The 17,303-nt window shown below is 60.1% G+C and carries 16 protein-coding genes; 8 read left to right on the forward strand and 8 right to left on the reverse strand.

What is annotated here, in order from left to right; genetic code table 11:
* The first annotated feature begins 1 nt into the window (after position 1).
* Positions 2-1,420, forward strand: coding sequence for a TIGR00366 family protein (locus tag JBE38_RS22870; RefSeq protein WP_205345179.1), 1,419 nt, complete (start codon positions 2-4; stop codon positions 1,418-1,420).
* A gap of 33 nt (positions 1,421-1,453) precedes the next feature.
* Here JBE38_RS22870 and JBE38_RS22875 read toward each other — a convergent pair whose 3' ends face one another.
* Together JBE38_RS22875 and JBE38_RS22880 are read right to left on the reverse strand one after the other, a co-directional pair.
* Entirely contained in the window at positions 1,454-1,798 is a 345-nt protein-coding gene (locus tag JBE38_RS22875; RefSeq protein WP_090366972.1) for a HepT-like ribonuclease domain-containing protein, read from the reverse strand.
* Entirely contained in the window at positions 1,795-2,085 is a 291-nt protein-coding gene (locus JBE38_RS22880) for a nucleotidyltransferase domain-containing protein (RefSeq protein WP_205345180.1), read from the reverse strand. The genes JBE38_RS22875 and JBE38_RS22880 overlap by 4 nt, the downstream gene beginning before the upstream one ends.
* A 158-nt stretch (positions 2,086-2,243) precedes the next feature.
* Between JBE38_RS22880 and acpA the strand changes: the two genes are divergently transcribed.
* From acpA to JBE38_RS22895, 3 genes are all read left to right on the forward strand, one after another.
* Positions 2,244-3,944, forward strand: a complete 1,701-nt coding sequence (acpA, locus tag JBE38_RS22885) for an acid phosphatase (protein ID WP_205345181.1) — start codon at positions 2,244-2,246, stop codon at positions 3,942-3,944.
* 122 nt (positions 3,945-4,066) lie between these two features.
* On the forward strand, positions 4,067-5,236 hold the full coding sequence (locus JBE38_RS22890) for a hypothetical protein (RefSeq protein WP_205345182.1): 1,170 nt from the start codon (positions 4,067-4,069) through the stop codon (positions 5,234-5,236).
* A gap of 145 nt (positions 5,237-5,381) precedes the next feature.
* Positions 5,382-5,906: an SET domain-containing protein-lysine N-methyltransferase gene (locus JBE38_RS22895; RefSeq protein ID WP_205345183.1), complete on the forward strand. Its 525-nt coding sequence runs from the start codon at positions 5,382-5,384 to the stop codon at positions 5,904-5,906.
* Here the strand turns inward: JBE38_RS22895 and can are convergent.
* Entirely contained in the window at positions 5,903-6,547 is a 645-nt protein-coding gene (gene can / locus JBE38_RS22900) for a carbonate dehydratase (RefSeq protein ID WP_010213394.1), read from the reverse strand. The two genes, JBE38_RS22895 and can, sit on opposite strands and share 4 nt — an antisense overlap.
* Positions 6,548-6,686: 139 nt before the next feature.
* Here can and JBE38_RS22905 point away from each other — a divergent pair, with 139 nt between their 5' ends.
* Positions 6,687-7,091, forward strand: coding sequence for a hypothetical protein (locus tag JBE38_RS22905; protein ID WP_060754763.1), 405 nt, complete (start codon positions 6,687-6,689; stop codon positions 7,089-7,091).
* Between the two features lie 54 nt (positions 7,092-7,145).
* On the opposite strand, the gene rimI is transcribed toward JBE38_RS22905, so the two are convergent.
* On the reverse strand, positions 7,146-7,598 hold the full coding sequence (rimI, locus tag JBE38_RS22910; RefSeq protein WP_090366980.1) for a ribosomal protein S18-alanine N-acetyltransferase: 453 nt from the start codon (positions 7,596-7,598) through the stop codon (positions 7,146-7,148).
* A complete protein-coding gene (locus JBE38_RS22915) occupies positions 7,591-8,334 on the reverse strand; it encodes an energy transducer TonB (RefSeq protein WP_205345187.1) in 744 nt (247 codons plus the stop codon). Before JBE38_RS22915 ends, rimI begins: the two co-directional genes overlap by 8 nt.
* A 187-nt stretch (positions 8,335-8,521) precedes the next feature.
* On the opposite strand from JBE38_RS22915, the gene mksB reads away from it, so the two are divergent.
* Genes mksB through mksF form a run of 3 tightly spaced genes read left to right on the forward strand, consistent with a single transcriptional unit; the run spans position 8,522 to position 13,333 of the window.
* Positions 8,522-9,799 carry an Mks condensin complex protein MksB gene (gene mksB, locus JBE38_RS22920; RefSeq protein WP_060754760.1) on the forward strand — a complete coding sequence of 426 codons (1,278 nt, stop codon included), beginning with the start codon at positions 8,522-8,524 and terminating at the stop codon, positions 9,797-9,799.
* The gene (gene mksE / locus JBE38_RS22925; protein WP_060754759.1) at positions 9,789-10,496 is read left to right on the forward strand and encodes an Mks condensin complex protein MksE; all 708 of its coding nucleotides are present in this window, start codon (positions 9,789-9,791) and stop codon (positions 10,494-10,496) included. The genes mksB and mksE overlap by 11 nt, the downstream gene beginning before the upstream one ends.
* A complete protein-coding gene (gene mksF, locus JBE38_RS22930; RefSeq protein WP_205345184.1) occupies positions 10,493-13,333 on the forward strand; it encodes an Mks condensin complex protein MksF in 2,841 nt (946 codons plus the stop codon). Before mksE ends, mksF begins: the two co-directional genes overlap by 4 nt.
* Positions 13,334-13,519: 186 nt before the next feature.
* Here the strand turns inward: mksF and JBE38_RS22935 are convergent, their stop codons facing one another.
* Genes JBE38_RS22935 through JBE38_RS22945 form a run of 3 tightly spaced genes read right to left on the reverse strand, consistent with a single transcriptional unit; the run spans position 13,520 to position 17,085 of the window.
* Entirely contained in the window at positions 13,520-15,823 is a 2,304-nt protein-coding gene (locus tag JBE38_RS22935) for a PqiB family protein (protein ID WP_205345185.1), read from the reverse strand.
* Positions 15,816-16,439 (reverse strand): paraquat-inducible protein A, encoded by a 624-nt coding sequence (locus tag JBE38_RS22940; protein WP_104995418.1) that lies wholly within the window; start codon positions 16,437-16,439, stop codon positions 15,816-15,818. Before JBE38_RS22940 ends, JBE38_RS22935 begins: the two co-directional genes overlap by 8 nt.
* On the reverse strand, positions 16,426-17,085 hold the full coding sequence (locus JBE38_RS22945; RefSeq protein WP_060754755.1) for a paraquat-inducible protein A: 660 nt from the start codon (positions 17,083-17,085) through the stop codon (positions 16,426-16,428). Before JBE38_RS22945 ends, JBE38_RS22940 begins: the two co-directional genes overlap by 14 nt.
* Positions 17,086-17,303: the final 218 nt, after the last annotated feature.

Genomic DNA, 17,303 nt, shown 5'->3' on the forward strand with positions numbered 1-17,303 from the left:
CGTGGCCGATGCTATCGAAGAAAGCCGCTATGCCCGCTTTGCCCTGCGCTGCTCCAATTTCGCCGAGCGCTGGTTTCCTGACTCCTGGGTGTTTGCCGCCCTCGCCGTGATCATCGTGGCCGTGGCGACCCTGGGCATGGGCGCCGCGCCCACCGAAGCCGCCAAGGCTTTTGGTGACGGTTTCTGGAGTTTGATCCCGTTCACCATGCAGATGGCCTTCGTGGTGATCGGTGGTTATGTGGTGGCCAGCTCGCCGCCTGCGGTGAAGTTGATCGACCGGCTGGCGCGTATCCCGAAGAACGGCCGCTCGGCCGTGGCCTGGGTGGCGTTGATTTCCATGGTCGCCTCCTTGCTCAACTGGGGCCTGTCCCTGGTGTTCGGTGGGCTACTGGTACGCGCACTGGCCCGGCGCACGGATTTGCGCATGGACTACCGCGCCGCCGGTGCGGCTGCCTATTTGGGGCTGGGCGCAGTGTGGGCGCTGGGGTTGTCGTCATCCGCCGCGCAGTTGCAGGCCAACCCGGCGAGCTTGCCGCCCTCGATCCTGGCGATCACCGGGATGATCCCGTTCACCGACACCATCTTCCTGTGGCAATCCGGCGCGCTGTTGCTGGCGTTGATCGTAGTCTCGCTGATCGTCGCCTACGCCACCGCACCAGGGCCGAACAGCGCCCGCGATGCCAAGGCGTGTGGCGTCGACCCAGCCTTCAACCTGCCCAAGCCGCAAGCACCGAGCCGCCCTGGCGAATGGCTGGAACACAGCCCGCTGCTGACCATCCTGCTGGCCTTGCTGGCCGCCGGCTGGCTGTTCCATGAGTTTTCGAGCAAGCCGGCGATCAGTGCGATCTCGGGGCTGAACACCTACAACTTCCTGTTCATCATGGTCGGCGCGCTGCTGCACTGGCGGCCGCGCAGCTTCCTCGATGCCGTGGCTCGCGCCGTACCGACCACCACCGGCGTGCTGATACAGTTCCCGCTGTACGGCTCGATCGCTGCGTTGATGACCGTGGTCAAGGGCGGCGATGGCCAGACCCTGGCGCACCATATCTCGACCTTCTTTACCTCTATCGCCTCCCACGACACCTATGCACTATTGATGGGCGTGTACTCGGCGGTCCTGGGCTTCTTTATTCCGTCAGGTGGTGGCAAGTGGATCATCGAAGCGCCTTATGTGATGCAAGTGGCCAATGACTTGCAGTATCACCTGGGCTGGGCAGTGCAGATCTACAATGCCGCCGAAGCGCTGCCGAACCTGATCAACCCGTTCTACATGCTGCCGCTGCTGGGCGTGTTGGGGTTGAAGGCACGGGATCTGATCGGGTTTTCGTTCGTGCAACTGCTGGTGCACACGCCGTTGGTGCTGTTCCTGCTGTGGGCGCTGGGGACGACGTTGAAGTATTTGCCGCCGGTGATGCCTTAATCAACGGGTGAAGCACCTGTTGCAACAGGTGCTTCATGCAGGAGCAACAGGGAGACACTCGAGTAAATCAGGCAATGCGATCTGGATCGTGTCCCAAACCACATCCAGGTTGATATCGAAGTAGCCGTGGGCGATCCGGTTGCGCATTCCGCGCATGCTGCGCCACGGAACGTGTGAATGAGCCGCAGCGAATTCCGCATGTTGATCCATGATTTTCGTTGAGGCTTCACCGATGATGATCAAACTCATAACCACCGCTTGCTGGGTACGCCTGTCCTCCAAAAACTCATCTTTGCTCAAGCCTTCGACAAAGCTGATCGCATCAACAGTGGCCTGCCTTATGTGGTCCAGATAATCCCCGAGGCGGTTTGCAGTCATACCGGCCGCGCCTCAGCCAACACCTTCGCGCGAAACTTCAAAGGCAAATCGGCAGGCGTCAGTAGATCCACATTAACCCCGAGTAGATCTTCAAGCTCGACTTGCAGCCCACCAAGATCAAATAGTGTGGTCCCCGCCGGCGCATCGACCAGCAAATCAAGGTCGCTGCCTTCTTGGTCGGTACCCAGCAATACAGACCCAAATACCCTTGGGTTAGAAATGCGAAAACGGCCCACCACTTCTCTGACGGCCGCTCGCTTCAGATCCAGCGCAGTTGAAGGTTTCACGGTTCACCCCGGTGACATCCATTATCGAGCAAGTCTAGCAGCGCGGGGCGCGTGTAGACACGTCTGGGTGCTCACATCACTGTCTTCGTTCCGTCACATTGCATTGCTACCGTCCTGCGAAATATCTTGCAACATCTCGCCAGCAAGGACTCCCAGCAATGAGTGACGAGCACGAAGAACGCCCTTCCCCCGATTCCGTAGCCCAACCGCCGGTCGATACCAGCCGCCGGCGTTTCCTGGGGGGCGCGGCGGTGCTGGGGGTGGGCGCGACGTTGAGTGCCTGCGGCAACGCCAACCAGACGCCGGGCAAACCGGTGGAGCGGCCACTGACGCCGCAAGAGCTGGACAAGGCCCTGCACGAGCAGGTGAAAACCGTGGTGGTGATTTATGCCGAGAACCGCAGCTTCAACAATCTGTTTGCGGACTTCCCTGGCGTAGAAAAACCCTTGTCGGCGCTGTCGGCCGCAGACACCCAGCAACGCGACCGCGACGGCAGCCTGCTGAGCACATTGCCACCGGCCTGGGGCGGTGTGTTGCAAGTCGGCCCACAAACGGTGGATGGGGTGACCTATCCCAGTGAAGTGCAATTCCAGGAAAACCTGCCCAACGCACCGTTTGCCCTCAAGGGGCCGAGCGCCGAAGACCTGCCGCTGAGCCTGGTCACCCGTGATTTGTGGCACGTGTTCTATCAAAACCAGATGCAGATCAACGGCGGCAAGAACGATAACTTCGTCGCCTGGGCCGATTCCGGTGGTCTGGTAATGGGTTATTACGCCCAGAGCCGTTACTCCCTGCGCCTGTGGGACGTGGCCAAGGAATTTGTGCTGTGCGACAACTTCTTCCAGGGAGCATTCGGTGGCTCGTTCCTTAACCACCAGTATCTGATCAGCGCTACCGCGCCGTTTTATCCCAATGCTGCGCAATCGGTCGCCAAGGCCCAGATCGCCACACTGCAAAGCGATGACCCGACCGACACTCGTCTCAAGCCGTTGGACAAGTCCCCCGCCAGCGCCATGACCGGCCCGCCGCAGTTCGGCCCGAGCGCACTGACCCCGGATGGTTACGGCGTGAATACCTTGGCGCCGCCCTACTGGCCGACCTGGATTCGCGATCCGCAGAACCCGGACTACGCCAAGGCCGACCTGCCCAACGTACTGGTACCGCAGACCCACGAACACATCGGCGACAAGTTGTCGAAAAAGAACGTCGACTGGGCCTGGTATGCCGGCGCCTGGCAAGCGACCCTGGACCAGTTCAAGGATTCGGGCGGCATCCCGAAGATCCCGAACTTCCAGTACCACCACCAGCCATTCAACTATTTCAAGCAACAAGGGCCGGAAAATCGCGCTGAACGCGACAAACGCCTGCGCGACGGCGGCTTGGGCGATGAGGCCAGCACCAACAAATTCTTCGCCGACGCCCAGGCCGGCAAGCTGCCCGCCGTGACCTTCTACAAGCCCCAGGGCAACCTGAACATGCACGCCGGTTACGCCGACGTGGCATCGGGTGATCGCCACATCGCCCGCGCCTTGAAAGTCCTGCAGGAAAGCCCGCAGTGGAAAAACATGGTCGTGGTGGTCACCGTGGATGAAAACGGCGGCTGGTGGGACCACGTTGCTCCGCCCAAGGGCGACCGTTGGGGCCCGGGCAGCCGGGTGCCGGCGCTGGTGGTGTCGCCATTTGCCCGTAAAGGCACGGTTGACCATACGGTGTACGACACAGCATCGATCCTGCGCTTGATCACCCGGGTGTTCCAGTTGGAGAAACTGGACGGTCTCAAGCAACGGGATGACGCGATGATCGCCCGTGGCCAGAAGCCCATGGGCGACTTGAGCAACGCATTGCAGTTCAATGTGTAGGTTTTCTTATCCAATAGCGACACACCGGGCGATTTAACACGCAGTTTTGCTGGTCAGCCGCTACTGTGTGGGGGTGGGCTTTCACCCCGCGCAGACGGGCTTTCGCTGACAAGGAATCAAGCATGTTCAAACCGACCCGGTTGTCTTTTGCCCTGGCTGCACTCTTGGGGAGTGCGGCCGTCCAGGCTGATATCGAAGTGCCGCTAGGCAGTACGCAGCGCGTCACCCAGTTGTTCGCTTTCCCCAATAATTGCAACGTGATCTGCTTTCGGCCCTGGTCGCTGGAACAGACCGTCGAGCACTACTTGAACCAGAGCCTGCAGCGTGATGGCTACAACCGTGCCAAGGTCAGCGTGAAGACCCACGAGGGCCAGCTCTCGGCGACCTTCAGCGGCGTGCCTGACAACTACGGCCAGCCTTTGAGCAAATTGCTCGACACCGCCGACCTGGCTTACCAAGGCGCCAGCAAGCTCAACAGCGACGGTAAGTGGGCGTACAACTGGTACCTGTTCCTGCCGTTGGGCATGGCCCTGGAAAACCGCAAGAGCATTGAGCTGCTGCACTTCCCACCGGACTACTCACTGACCCAGGCCCAGGACTACCTGGAATCGGCCACGACCGACCGTTGGGCGACCTTGCTCACCGACAACGGTATCCCGGCCACAGAAACGCCTGCGTACCAGACGATCATCGATATCGCTCCCGTCGCTGCACCGTCTAACGCGGGCAAGGATCTGGAAGGCGTCTACAGCTATTTCAATGGCTACCAGACACGCATGGTCCAGGAGCTGAGCCTGACGCCAAGTGGCTCCTTGCCGATGGTCGCGTTCGGCGCACCGGTGCGCAATTGGATCAAGCAGCAATACGGCCAGACCGTCGGTGTGCTGGGCCTGGCGCAGATCAGCCCGGCCGCCGGCAAAACAGTGTCGGTGCTGGGCTCCAACCATCCCAGTTACATCTGGTATGCGGCTGACCCGGCCACCTATGACGGTAACGAGCAAAAAGCCGATGAAGCGGGCTTGAAAGTCATGGGGCAGGATTTGAGCGCCGCCTGCTGGCAAGCGGGGATGGGGCAGAAACCGGCCGGCGATCCCAATGTGTTGCTTAAAGCGTGCATGAACACCTGGCAAGTCACGCGCAAGGAACAGACCTGTGAGCTGTTCTACACCTCGGTGCGCAACCTGACACCGGAGCAAGCCAATGCCAAATGCGCCACGCCGGTCATCAAGGCCCAGCTCAAACAACTGAAAACCGCCGCTCCAATCCCCACCCTCGCAGCCCCAGCGTTGTAAATCAGGCAAAAAACCCGGTTTCTACTGTCAGATTTGACAGTAGAAACCGGATCCAACTTCGACGATTCTTGAGCAGCCCCCATCAGCTGCGAGACTGGTAATCAGACAACATCAGCAAGTCGATGCAGCCTAACCCAGGAGAGTCATGAAAACTCATGCCATGGATAAGGCCAAAGCGTCTGTAAATGACTGCCTTTACCCCTTCAAGACACTGCTTGTTGAACAGGGTTACCCTTCGGCCAAGCAATTCAAGATTTTGCACGACATTGAGGGTGTCGGCGCCGGGGTCAAGGCCCGCGTGGCCTTCGACGCCCGCGTGCGCATCGCCAAAGTCTCCGGCTACGCGGTCAGCGAGCGACGCCTGCATACCTTGCAGTTGTCGTCACGCATCCACTTGTACGACCGCTGGTTCGCCGGTTTATTGATGCACTCGTGCAACCCGAACGTGTTTTTCGACACCACCTACCTGGAGGTGTGGACCGTGCAGCCCTTGCGCGCCGGCACAATCCTGAGCATGGATTACGCGAGCACCGAGGACGTGTTGTTCCGGCAGTTCGCTTGCCAATGTGGCGAGCTGAACTGCCGAGGGTGGATCACCGGCAGCCAGGAGCCGCTGAACGCCGAAGGCCAGGCGTTCATGCAGCAGTGGCGGATGCGCAAAAGCCCTTAGGCTTCACCCAGTGGGCGCAAGCGATACTGTGGCGGCAACTGCTCAAAGCCACTGATGGTGGTGTTCAAGCTCTTCCAGCGCCCATCCTTGATGCCGTAGATGCAGCCATGGATCGACAGGCTCTGCCCACGGTGCCAGGCGTTTTGCACAATGCTGGTGTGGCCGACATTGGCCACCTGCTGAATCACGTTCAACTCGCAGAGGCGGTCGACGCGTTCTTCTTCGGTGGGCAATTGGGCCAGCAGGTCGCGGTTCTCGTAATAGAGGTCGCGAATCGTGCGCAGCCAGCCGTCGATCAGGCCGAACTGGCGGTCTTGCATCGAGGCACGCACGCCGCCGCAGCCATAGTGACCGGTCACCAGAATATGTTTGACCTTGAGCACGTCGACCGCGTACTGGATCACCGACAAGCAGTTGAGGTCGGTGTGCAGCACCACGTTGGCCACGTTGCGGTGCACGAACAGATCACCCGGCAGCATGCCGACGATCTCGTTAGCCGGTACGCGGGCATCGGAGCAGCCGATCCAGAGGTATTCCGGCGTCTGCTGGCGAGCGAGCTTGGCGAAGAATTCGGGATCTTCCTGTTTGATCGCGTCCGCCCAGCGTTCGTTGTTATCAAGTAAGTCTTGTAGTTCGTTCATCAGGGAAAGCCTCAGGAATGGTGCGCAGTTTTGTGACTGACAACCCGTCGTCCGGGTCACGCTGAGTGCTAATTAGCTTGAATCTTTAGGCTGCCGCGCCTGTCCACACACTATAAGCCCCACAGTATGAGGATTGGCCATGACCGAATCACGACGCCCCTACGGCGCCACGCAGCCCGAACCGATTGATGACAACGAAGATCGCATGGGCTCGATGCGCGAGCTGGATTTTGACGAAGAGGAACCGACGGCGCAGATAGGTGAAGAGATCCCCCCGCGTGAGCGCGAGCACCTGATACCCGCTGAACGGGCGCGGGAGGCCGGCATGACCGGGGCTTCGACGGCCGATCATGAGGCGACCGACGATGACATGAGCCCGGAAACCCTGATCCATGAAGACGGTGCGCGGGATGCTCGAGAAGCTGGCGATGGCGACGCTGCCGATTATGACCTGAGCATTGTCGATGAAGACGAGATTGGCGGCGGCAATGGATTGGATGAGGCCGAGTTGGCCGACATCGACCCGGTAGACGGTAGCCGCTGACACACCACCGGAGCTGGATGTGGGAGCAAGCCGCTCCCACACGAGGCCTGCGCCCTAGTCGACGAGGGTGCAGGCCATCACGACGGCATCTTCGCGGCCACCCACGGCGGGGTAGTAATCGCGCCGACGCCCGATTTCGTTGAAGCCGTAGCGCTCATACAAGCGGAACGCGCTGGTATTGCTGTCGCGCACTTCGAGGAAGCACTCGCGAGCGTTGGCCGCGTAGGCGCGGGACATCAGGTGTTCCAACAACGCCAAGCCCAGGCCGCGGCCCTGGTTTTCCGGCTTGACGGTGATATTCAGCAAATGCGCTTCATCGAGGATGATCTGTACAACGCCGTGGCCGACTTGTTGCTCGCCTTCGAACATCAGCCAGATCTGGTACTTGCCCAAGCCATCAAGGAAAATCCCGCGGGTCCACGGATGGCTGAACGCCGCATATTCGATTTTCAGCACCGCGTCGAGGTCAGCCTCGGTCATCGGGCGGAAGGATAAAGCCTCACTCATCAGTCGTTTTCCAGCGCGCCATCAGCCGGCGCATGGCTTGCCAGACATCAGCCTTACGCTGTGGCTCTTCCATTAATAATTCCAGGCCCGGCAGGGCCCAGGACAGGCCCAGGCCCTCGACCTGCAGTTCACGGTACCAGGCTTCGGCATTGGCCTCGCCGGCGAAACGCACGGCGGGCAGGCCGATCAGCCACAGGCATGCACAGGGTTCGTCTTCCAGGCGCGCCGACACAAAGCCTTGCACAAAATCCCGCGCAGCTTCCGGGCCCTGGTCCATGGTGCCGCGTACCAGCAGCGGCCAGCGCACCGGGTCGCCGACGATTTGCGGGCTGTCGGGCAGGCCGGCGGCGCGCAGCATGTCCTTGAGCAGCATATAGGCCGGGTCGCGGGTCTGGAAACGCTCGCCAGTGGGCAGTTCCACCAGCAACAGGCAACGGCCGGCGCGCAGTAATTGCAGGGCGAAGCGCGGTGGCGGCACTACCGGCGTCTTGACCACCGGCGCAGTCTCTTCAGCCACCACCGGCTTGGTCACCGGCGATGGGCGCGGTACTTCGATCTTCGCTCGCTCGACCACAGGGCGCGATTGGGCTACGGGGTTGACCACCGCCACGGGCGCTGCGGCCTCTTCGCCCGATGACTCGAACGCCTCATAGGGTTCAAGCGCCTGCAACAGCTCAGGCCGCGACGGCGCGGCAAACGGCAGTTCGGTGCGGGGCAGCCAGTTGACCACCTGCATGGCGGTCAAGTAAGCGCGACGTCGGGACTCGATAAGCACAGCTCGGCCACTTGTGGATAAGTAAAGAGCGAGGATTCTACCGCTGTTCGGCAACAATCGCCCACTGCGCGCTGACCGGCTGTGGATAAATCCCGCGCCTGATGCAGTACAATCGCGACTTTTAATCGCCAACCAGCCGGCCATTCCCATGATCGAACCCAAGCGCGTCCTACGCGCCCTCGCCGAACACTGGGCCTTACTGGAGCCACTGTGTGAACACTTCGACCAAGGCACCTTGAGCCTGGGCGAGCTGCGCGCACAATTGGCCGCCCAACAACTGGACAGCACGCCCCAGGACATCACCAACCTGCTGGACGTATGGATTCGCCTGGATATCCTGGTGCCTGTCGCCAAGAGCCCGAACCGTTTCGAGCTCAATGCGCAGATCCATGACTTCCTGGCTTATCTTCGCAAGGAGCACCGGCTTGGCCTGTGCCTGGAAATCGAAGCCTACCTGCGCCATCTGGAACGCTTGGCAGGCTACATCCAAGATGCGTTCGATATCCGTGACGGCCACGACCTGGCCCGTCAACTGCGCCTGCTCGACATGCGTGTGCGTGACGTGCTGAAAAAGCTCGCCAACGACGAACAGGCCCTCGCCGCAGTGGCCGACCGCGCCAAGACCAGTGACCGGCAGATACCGCTGCGCCAGCGTTACGCCGAGGTATTGGCAACCTGGGATGAATACGTCGAACCGATGATCCAACTGGTGAACGCCGATGGCGCCTTCGAACAGGGCGTGCGCAAGGTCGAGAATGTGCTGCTGCGCCTGCTCACCGAGCAACAGCGCCTGGGTCACCTGGTGGACGACGACATGCTGCTGCGCACCCACGCGCGCATTCTTGAAATGCAGACCAGTGCCCAGCTGACCTTGCGTCATGCGCGCGAACTGCTGTTGCCGCTGCGTGAAGAAGCCCGTCGGCACAACGCCGTGACCCGAGGCGCGGCGCTGGCCTTGTCGGCGATTCGCCGCAAAGGGCTGGACGCGGTGCCGCAAGCGGCGTTGCCCATGTTTACCCGGCCGCAAAGCACCTTTCTCGGCAGTGCGAGCCAGGTGGAAGCCTATGTGTACGCCCTGGCGAATTTCGAGCCGAAACCGGCACGCTTCCCCAAGGCGCACAAATCCCACAGAGGCGAAGCCCAACGCGCGCCGCGCACGGTCAAGGAAATGCTCGAACGCTGCGAAGACGCGCTGCCGATGCCGGACCTGATGACCTGGCTGCTGGAACAGGAACCGGACGGTGCCACCGATGAGTTGCTGTACTGGTTCTCGCGCCTCTCGCGGGAAAAACGTTTCAAGCGCGAACGCCTGGAACGCCGCGATTACCACACACACGAGCACCAGGTCAGCCTGCGCTCATTCGCCCTGCTCCCGGCCACGCCTGACGCCGCCGAGAATTCTGCGAGCACGCCTTATGCATCTTGATCTATCCGAACTGTCCCAGCTGGCGCCGATTTTTCGCGAGCTGTTCAAGGGTTACCACGTCAGCCGCCGCGACCCTGAGCTGTATGCACAATTGTCAAACTTCCAGGACCAGTACCGCACGCTATTCAAGGCCCTGGGCTTTGAATTGGTATGCGACACCCGGGGCTTCTACTATTTCGTGCCGGACACCGCCGTGGCCGCCGCGCAAGTGAACAAGACCGCGCAGCGCCTGGCGTTGTTCACCTTCATCATCGTCGAACATCTGGCCGACCAGGGCCGCGACCCGATCGCTGTGCTGGACGGTGGCAGCCTGGGCCGCGATGAGCTGCCGTCGTTGCTGGAGAAGTACCGCGACCTGTTTATCCAGGCCGAAGTGCAGACCCAGGAAGAACTCGAAGAGAAAATCATGCGCCGCATGACCCAACTGGGTTTTGCCAGCGAAGACAACGGCGTGTACCGCTTCCTGCCGCCGATGCACCGTTTCCTTGATGTGTGCCTGTCGGTACAGCAGGATCGCGACCTGGCCGCCAGCATCCACAGCGTGTTGCCATTGCCGGCACCGGTGATCATCGACGAAGACAGCGATGAAAAACTGCTGGAAACCGATGACCCGCTGGACCTCAGTGACTTTACCGAAGAAAGCGAAGAAGACGCCCTGGCTCGTGCCATTGCAGAAGAACAGGAGACCGACGCATGAGCAAGGAACGCTACGGCATCCGCCGTTTCGCCCTATTGAACACCGCCGGCTACAGCCTGGGCTTGTTCCCACTGGAAGAACCGCTGTCGGTCTATGGCGCCAACAACCTGGGCAAATCCGCGTCGATCAACGCCTTGCAGTTCCCGATCCTGGCGCGCATGTCGGACATGAGTTTCGGCAAGTACACCCTGGAACAATCGCGGCGCTTCTACTTCGCCAGTGACACCAGCTACATCCTCGTGGAAGTCTCCCTGCCTCACGGCCCCCACGTGATCGGTGTGGTCGGACGTGGCCCGGGGGGCGGTTTCGGCCACCAGTTCTTTGCCTATGCCGGCAAGCTGGACCTGGCCCATTACCAGAAAAACGATACCTGCCTGCGCCAGAAAGAGCTGTTCACCAACCTTGAGCGCGAAGGCCTGAAAGCCTATGAGCTCAAGCCCGATGAACTGCGTCGCCTGCTGGTGGGCGGCCATACGTCGATCCCACTGGACCTGACCCTGATTCCGCTACGCTCCACCAGCGAGCAGAGCCTGAAGACGTTCCGGGCACTGTTTATCAACCTGCTGCACATGCGCGAAATCACCGCGGCCAAGCTCAAGCAATTGTTCCTCGATGCGTTCGAACACAGCCTGCGTTCCGGCAGTGTCGATTACATCGCTGCATGCGAAGAGGCCTTCCGTGATGTACGACGCATGGAACAGGACTACAACTCGCTGGTGGCCGCGGGGCCTTTGGTCGAGGCACTGTCCAATGGTGTGAAGCAGCGCGATATCCTGCGCGGCAAACTGCATCGCCTGTCGCCGTTGCTGGATTCGTTGCTGGGCACTTGGTCGGATTACGCCAGTGCGCGCAAGGAAGAACTGACGATCCAGGCCGAGCACTACCGCAACGAGCAGGACGCACTGCAGAACGACCAGCGCGGCGGCACCCAGGAGCTGATGCGCCTGGAGCGGGAGATCAGCGGTATTCAGCGCTGGTTGGGCGAGTTGTCGGTGCTCAAGCATCGCTTTGCCTTGGTCAATGACGTCAAGGTGCTGGAGCAGCAACTGCTGGCGGCCAAGGATGCCCACGATGAATTGGCCGGTGCCCTGGCGCAGTCGCGACAATTCAGCGCCGAGGATCTGGACGAGCGTCTGCGGGATCTGGAAAAACGCTTGAAGTCGGTCAGGCAGCAGCTCGACCACGCGGACAACAACAGCTACGCCAAACTGCGTGAAGAGTTCTCGCAGCAGGATGTCGAACGTCTGATGCGCCTGTTCAACAGTTCGCTGTTCAGCCTGCCATTGGGTGAGCACGGCATCACGCTGGACGAGGACGGCCAGTGGGTCAAATCCCTGGAGCAGATCCTCGACGGCTTCAAGGGCGAGCGCTTCGAAGTGCTGGGGCTGTCCATCGACATCTCCCACATCGAGCCACCGGCGTTGCAAGCCTTGGCGGATCGCGCAGCACTGCGTGACCAGAAAGAACGCCTGGAAAAAGAACTCAAGCAGCTCAAGACGCAACAGGCGGTCGCTGCTGACCGCGCGGCGAGCAAGACCCAGACCGAAGCGCTGTACCAGCAAGTGCTGGATGCGCAAAAGGCCTTGGAAGACTTCCGCCGTACGCAAACCCTGAGTGCCGAAGAAGGCGAAAAACTGGAAAGCCTGGCGCAGATGGAAGCCGCCCAGGATGAGTTGAAACGCTCCAGCGATGCCTTCACCGAGCGCGTTCAGCAATTGTCGGCCAAGTTGCAACTGGTCGGCCGTCAGATCGCGGATATGGAAGCCAAGCAGCGTACGCTGGATGACGCCTTGCGCCGTCGCCAACTGCTGCCGGCGGACTTGCCGTTCGGCACGCCGTTCATGGACCCGGTCGACGACTCCATGGACAACCTGCTGCCACTGCTCAATGACTATCAGGACAGCTGGCAAGGTTTGCTGCGCGCCGATGGCCAGATCGAAGCGTTGTATGCGCAGGTACGCCTCAAGGGCGTGGCCAAGTTCGACAGCGAGGATGACGTAGAACGCCGCCTGCAACTGTTGATCAACGCCTATGCGCACCGTACCGACGAAGCCCTGACACTGGGCAAGGCGCGCCGTGCGGCGGTCACCGATATCGCACGTACCCTGCGCAATATCCGTAGTGACTACGACAGCCTGGAACACCAGTTGGCCTTGTTCAACCGCGAGATCAACAAGCGTCAGGTGTCCAACCTGCAGAGCTTTCGCATCGTGTTGGCGCCGAACAAGGAGGCGCTCAAGCATATCGACCAGATCATCCACAGTGCCGGTCAGTATGAAGAAGGCGAAACCTTGTCGGTGTTCGACCTCAGCCAGAGCGCCGAGCAGGACAACAAGAACGAAGAGGCCAAGGAATACCTGGCACGCCTGGTAGCCGCCAACCATAACCAGCTGGGCCTCAAGGACTTGTTCGAGCTGGCGTTCGAGATCACCAAGGTGCACGGCCAACCGGTGATTCACACCGACATCGACGGCGCGGCGTCCAACGGCACTACCATGACCATCAAGGCGCTGACCAACATGTACTTGTTGCTGCACTTGATGGACCGCGACCAGGCCGGGCGTGTGCGCTTGCCGTACTACCTGGACGAGGCAGCGGACATCGACGAGAAGAACCAGGCCGCGCTGCTGGAAACCAGCTTGCAGCTGGGCTTCGTACCGATCCTGGCGAGTGTGAAGCCGCAGGTGTCCGCCCAGGTGGCGATTGACCTTGAAGGCGGCAGCGGGCCGAACGGCATCTACATCGATGAAGCGGACTGGAAGTACATCCGTCGTCACGATGTGGTGAAGGCAACGATGAACGTGCAGGCGGACGAGCCGGAGTTGGATGAGGTTTGATCCACTGCGCTGAAACGCAAAAGGCCGCGATCTGATGGATCGCGGCCTTTTTTATGGTTTTGAGTAGCGTGGAGCCCTTGGAGGCCTCTTCGCGAGCAAGCCCGCTCCCACAGGTGACCGAGTGTTCGCTGCAGGAATGCGGGCGAATGTGGGAGCGGGCTTACTCGCGAAAGGCAGCGCCTCGGTCTATTTGCCCAGAGGAATCTTAGGCGCCCAGGTCAGCCATTCGTCTTCGAACTTGTCGAACAGCGCAAAGGTTTGCTGTGGCCGTGCGGCGTTGCCCATGCGCTCGCCGTCTGGCGTGGCAAAGGCGATACCACCGGCAACCAAGGTTTCCAGGGACTCGGTGCGCACTGTTGCACCTTTGAATAGCCCGAAGTCGACCCCGAAGCCGCTGGTGTTCCAGAAGCGGCTGCCACTCCGTACCAAAGGCGCGTACTTGGGCTCGATCAGGATATGGATCAGGACACGGTCCGCAGTCTGGCCCAACTCGTAACCCGTCACCTTGCCGACGGTGACTTCGCGATACGTGACCGGCACCCCTTCCTTCAACGAACCACGGCGGGCGGCGCTGAGGGTCAGGCTCAGGCCAGCCTCCTGGTGGGCGGCTTCAGGAGGCTGGTCCAGCGCTACAAAACTCTTCTGCGCAGCGGCGTTTTTCGCCGCCGGTTGCACTTCGATGTATTGGCCGGTGACCAGGGTTTCCAGGTTCGACGTTTTCATCAGGCCCAGCTCAGGCTTGACCACCCAGAACTGGCTGCCTGCGCGCGCGATCCGATCGGCCACTTGGGTGATACGTGCGCTGAGCAATACCGATTGCATGTCGGCACTCAGGTCAACGCTCTCGATCTTGCCCACATCCAGTCCCTTGAAACGTACCGGTGTGCCCGGGCGCAGTCCATCGGCGCGATCAACCCTGATGGTCACCAGGGTGCCATGCTGATTGGCCGCGTCACGGTCAGCAAACAGGCGGAAACGTGGAATGCGCCTTTTCAGGGGTACGTTGGGCTCCGGGGTTTCGAAAGCAATACCGCCAGCCATCAGGCTGGCCAGCGACTCACTCTTGACCTGGATGCCGCCGGTCAGACCGCCAGTCAGGGTGACGCCGCTGGCATTCCAGAAGCGCGTCGAACCGTTGACCAGGTTTTCGTATTCCTTCTCGATGTGAACGCCGATCACAAGCTGCTTGTTCTTGCGGGAGAACTGGTAGCTCTGCACCGAGCCGACTTTGACTTGTTTGTAGAGGATCGGACTGCCCACATCCAGGGAGCCGAGGCTATCGGTGAGCAGCACCATGTGCAGGCCTGGGGAGCGCAGGTCCAACGGCGGAGCTTTGGCACGGGCAGTGAACTCACGCTGTGGCGCGCCGCCTTTATCGCCAGGTCGGATGGCGATGTAGTTACCTTTGACCAAGGCTTCCAGACCAGTGATGCCCGCCAGTGAGATGGACGGCTTGACGACCCAGAACTGGGTGTCCTGCACCAGGTATTCCTCAGCGAGCGGATCGAGGGTCAGTTCAGCGTTCGCACTGGAGAGGCTTGGGTCGATCTTCAGGGTTTTCAGGCTACCGACCTGGATACCTTTGTACATGACGGGGGTGCGTCCAGCCTGCAAACCTTCGAAATCGGTCAGTTTGACCTTGACCCTGATACCGGCCGCGGCCGCATCAAAATCCTCATACAGACGGAAGGGCAGGCTCGGGTCGGTCGGCGGACTGTCCTTGCGATTCTCCGGCGTGGCGAAGGCGATACCGCCGGCAACGATGCTAGAGAGGGATTCGCTGCGCACCTTTACGCCGGAGAGGTTGGCGTCGATGCTGATACCACTGGCGTTCCAGAACCGCGTATGTTTGCGCACCAGGTGGGCGTAGGTCGGTTCGATATAGACCTTGATCTCGACGGTGCTCTGGTCTTCGGAGAGCAGGTAGCTTTTGACCTGGCCAACCTGGATCTGCTTGTAGAACACCGGGCTGCCACGATTCAGCGAGCCGAGTCGATCGGCCTTGAGGGTCAAGTGCAAACCGGGCTTGGCGTCAGATAACGGTGGCTCTTCAGACAGCGCCTTGAATTTGCGGGTGGGTTCACCATCACCTGGACTGGCAGCGATGTAGTTACCTGAGACCAGGGTTTCAAGGCCGGTGATACCCGCAAGACTGACGCTGGGTTTGACCAGCCAGAAACGCGTGTTGGTCTTGAGATACTGCTCAACGTCTTTGTTCATTTCGATGGTAGCGATCACACCCCGATTGCTGCCTTCGTCATCCAGAGCCATGGCTTTGACCTTACCCACGGTCATGCCTTTGTAGACCACTTCGGTCTTGTTGACCTGAATACCTTCGCCGCTTTCAAAACGGACTTGGATCTCAATGCCCTGTTGGTTATAGGCACGCCATCCCAACCAGCCACCGATGATCAGGGCAATCAGGGGCAACACCCAAATGGCCGACCAGTTGGAGGCTGGGCGGGTTTTAGCTTTAGGCAAATCACTCATGGTCGTCGTCCGACTCCGTGTTATCCCAAATCAGTCGGGGATCAAAAGTTACTGCGGCAAGCATCGTCAAGATCACCACACTGGCGAACGCTGCAGCGCCGAGGTCAGCCTCGACACTGGCAAGCCGGCCAAAGTTTACAACCGCCACCAGGATGGCGATCACGAAGATATCCAACATGGACCAGCGGCCAATGAATTCGATGAAGCGGTACATGATAATGCGTTGTTGCGCGGACAGCGGTTGATGGCGCTGCACCGAAAACAGTAGCAGACCGATACCCACCAACTTGAATGTGGGCACCAGGATACTGGCGATGAACACCACGGCCGCAATGGGGTACATACCGTGCTGCACCAGTTGGATCACGCCGGCCATGATGGTGCTGGGGTCGCCCTGGCCGAGGGTATTGATGGTCATGATCGGCAATAGGTTCGCGGGGATGTACAGGATCGCCGCAGTCATCAGCAATGCCCATGTGCGCGCCAGGCTGTTGGGGCGACGGGCATGGATAAGCGCACCGCAACGCGTGCACAGCTGCTCATCGGTGTCCGGCTCTTGCTTGTTCAGTTCGTGGCATTCGGTACAGATCAGAATACCTGCATCAATCGCTCGCATGATCATCCTCTCCAGACAGCGCCTGCCAGATCTGATGGGGCGACATCACCACCTCAAGCAGCACTTGAACGATTAATAGACTGACAAAACAGACGAGCCCCAGGCCGACTGTGATGGAGGCCATGTCAGCGAGTTTGACGATCGCCACAAGCACGCCCATCAAGTAGACCTCCAACATCCCCCAATCTTTCAGATGATGGTAAATACGGTAGAGCAACAACCCATAGCTGCGGCCAACCTTCCAGCGGATGCTGAGCAGCACGGCCAACTGGCAGAGCAATTTGAGCAGGGGAATGCCCATGCTGCACAGGAACACCACCACCGCGACGCCTTGCATGCCGGTATCAAACAAACCGACGACGCCAGTCCAGACGGTATCTTCGGAGGATTGCCCGAGTAGATTGAGCTGCATGATAGGTAAAAAGTTCGCGGGGATGTAAAGCAATAGCGCGGCAATTACCAAGGCAAGGCTTCGCTCCACGACATTGTGGCGATGAGCGTACAACTCGTATCCGCAGCGTGGGCATTGGGCCTTCTCACCGATGGCGAGTACCGGTTTACGCATCAGCAAGTCGCACTCATGGCATGCCACCAGATCGTCCAGCGGTAAATCCGACACCTCAAGGGTATCAACCGGATCGGGCATAGTAGGGCTCAGACTCTAAAAATGGTTAGGTGCCTATTCTAGTGGCCTGGTTCAGAAATAACTGTGCAAATTTGTCGGGGAGTGCCGGTGAATTTTCGATCGCCCAAAACAAAACCCCATCTGCTTTCGCAAATGGGGTTTCGGAATTTAATCTTGACGATGACCTACTCTCACATGGGGAAACCCCACACTACCATCGGCGATGCATCGTTTCACTG

Origin of the sequence: Pseudomonas sp. ICBG1301 (assembly GCF_016918385.1) — a bacterium.
Classification (GTDB): domain Bacteria; phylum Pseudomonadota; class Gammaproteobacteria; order Pseudomonadales; family Pseudomonadaceae; genus Aquipseudomonas; species Aquipseudomonas palleroniana.

Coding starts and splice junctions, on each gene's coding strand:
- mksB (WP_060754760.1), top strand. CDS start 8,522: ATGATCGAACCCAAGCGCGTCCTACGCGCCCTCGCCGAACACTGGGCC.
- JBE38_RS22940 (WP_104995418.1), bottom strand. CDS start 16,439: ATGCGAGCGATTGATGCAGGTATTCTGATCTGTACCGAATGCCACGAA.
- JBE38_RS22935 (WP_205345185.1), bottom strand. CDS start 15,823: ATGAGTGATTTGCCTAAAGCTAAAACCCGCCCAGCCTCCAACTGGTCG.
- rimI (WP_090366980.1), bottom strand. CDS start 7,598: ATGAGTGAGGCTTTATCCTTCCGCCCGATGACCGAGGCTGACCTCGAC.
- JBE38_RS22890 (WP_205345182.1), top strand. CDS start 4,067: ATGTTCAAACCGACCCGGTTGTCTTTTGCCCTGGCTGCACTCTTGGGG.
- JBE38_RS22945 (WP_060754755.1), bottom strand. CDS start 17,085: ATGCCCGATCCGGTTGATACCCTTGAGGTGTCGGATTTACCGCTGGAC.
- JBE38_RS22905 (WP_060754763.1), top strand. CDS start 6,687: ATGACCGAATCACGACGCCCCTACGGCGCCACGCAGCCCGAACCGATT.
- JBE38_RS22915 (WP_205345187.1), bottom strand. CDS start 8,334: ATGCAGGTGGTCAACTGGCTGCCCCGCACCGAACTGCCGTTTGCCGCG.
- mksF (WP_205345184.1), top strand. CDS start 10,493: ATGAGCAAGGAACGCTACGGCATCCGCCGTTTCGCCCTATTGAACACC.
- JBE38_RS22895 (WP_205345183.1), top strand. CDS start 5,382: ATGAAAACTCATGCCATGGATAAGGCCAAAGCGTCTGTAAATGACTGC.
- JBE38_RS22875 (WP_090366972.1), bottom strand. CDS start 1,798: ATGACTGCAAACCGCCTCGGGGATTATCTGGACCACATAAGGCAGGCC.
- can (WP_010213394.1), bottom strand. CDS start 6,547: ATGAACGAACTACAAGACTTACTTGATAACAACGAACGCTGGGCGGAC.
- acpA (WP_205345181.1), top strand. CDS start 2,244: ATGAGTGACGAGCACGAAGAACGCCCTTCCCCCGATTCCGTAGCCCAA.
- mksE (WP_060754759.1), top strand. CDS start 9,789: ATGCATCTTGATCTATCCGAACTGTCCCAGCTGGCGCCGATTTTTCGC.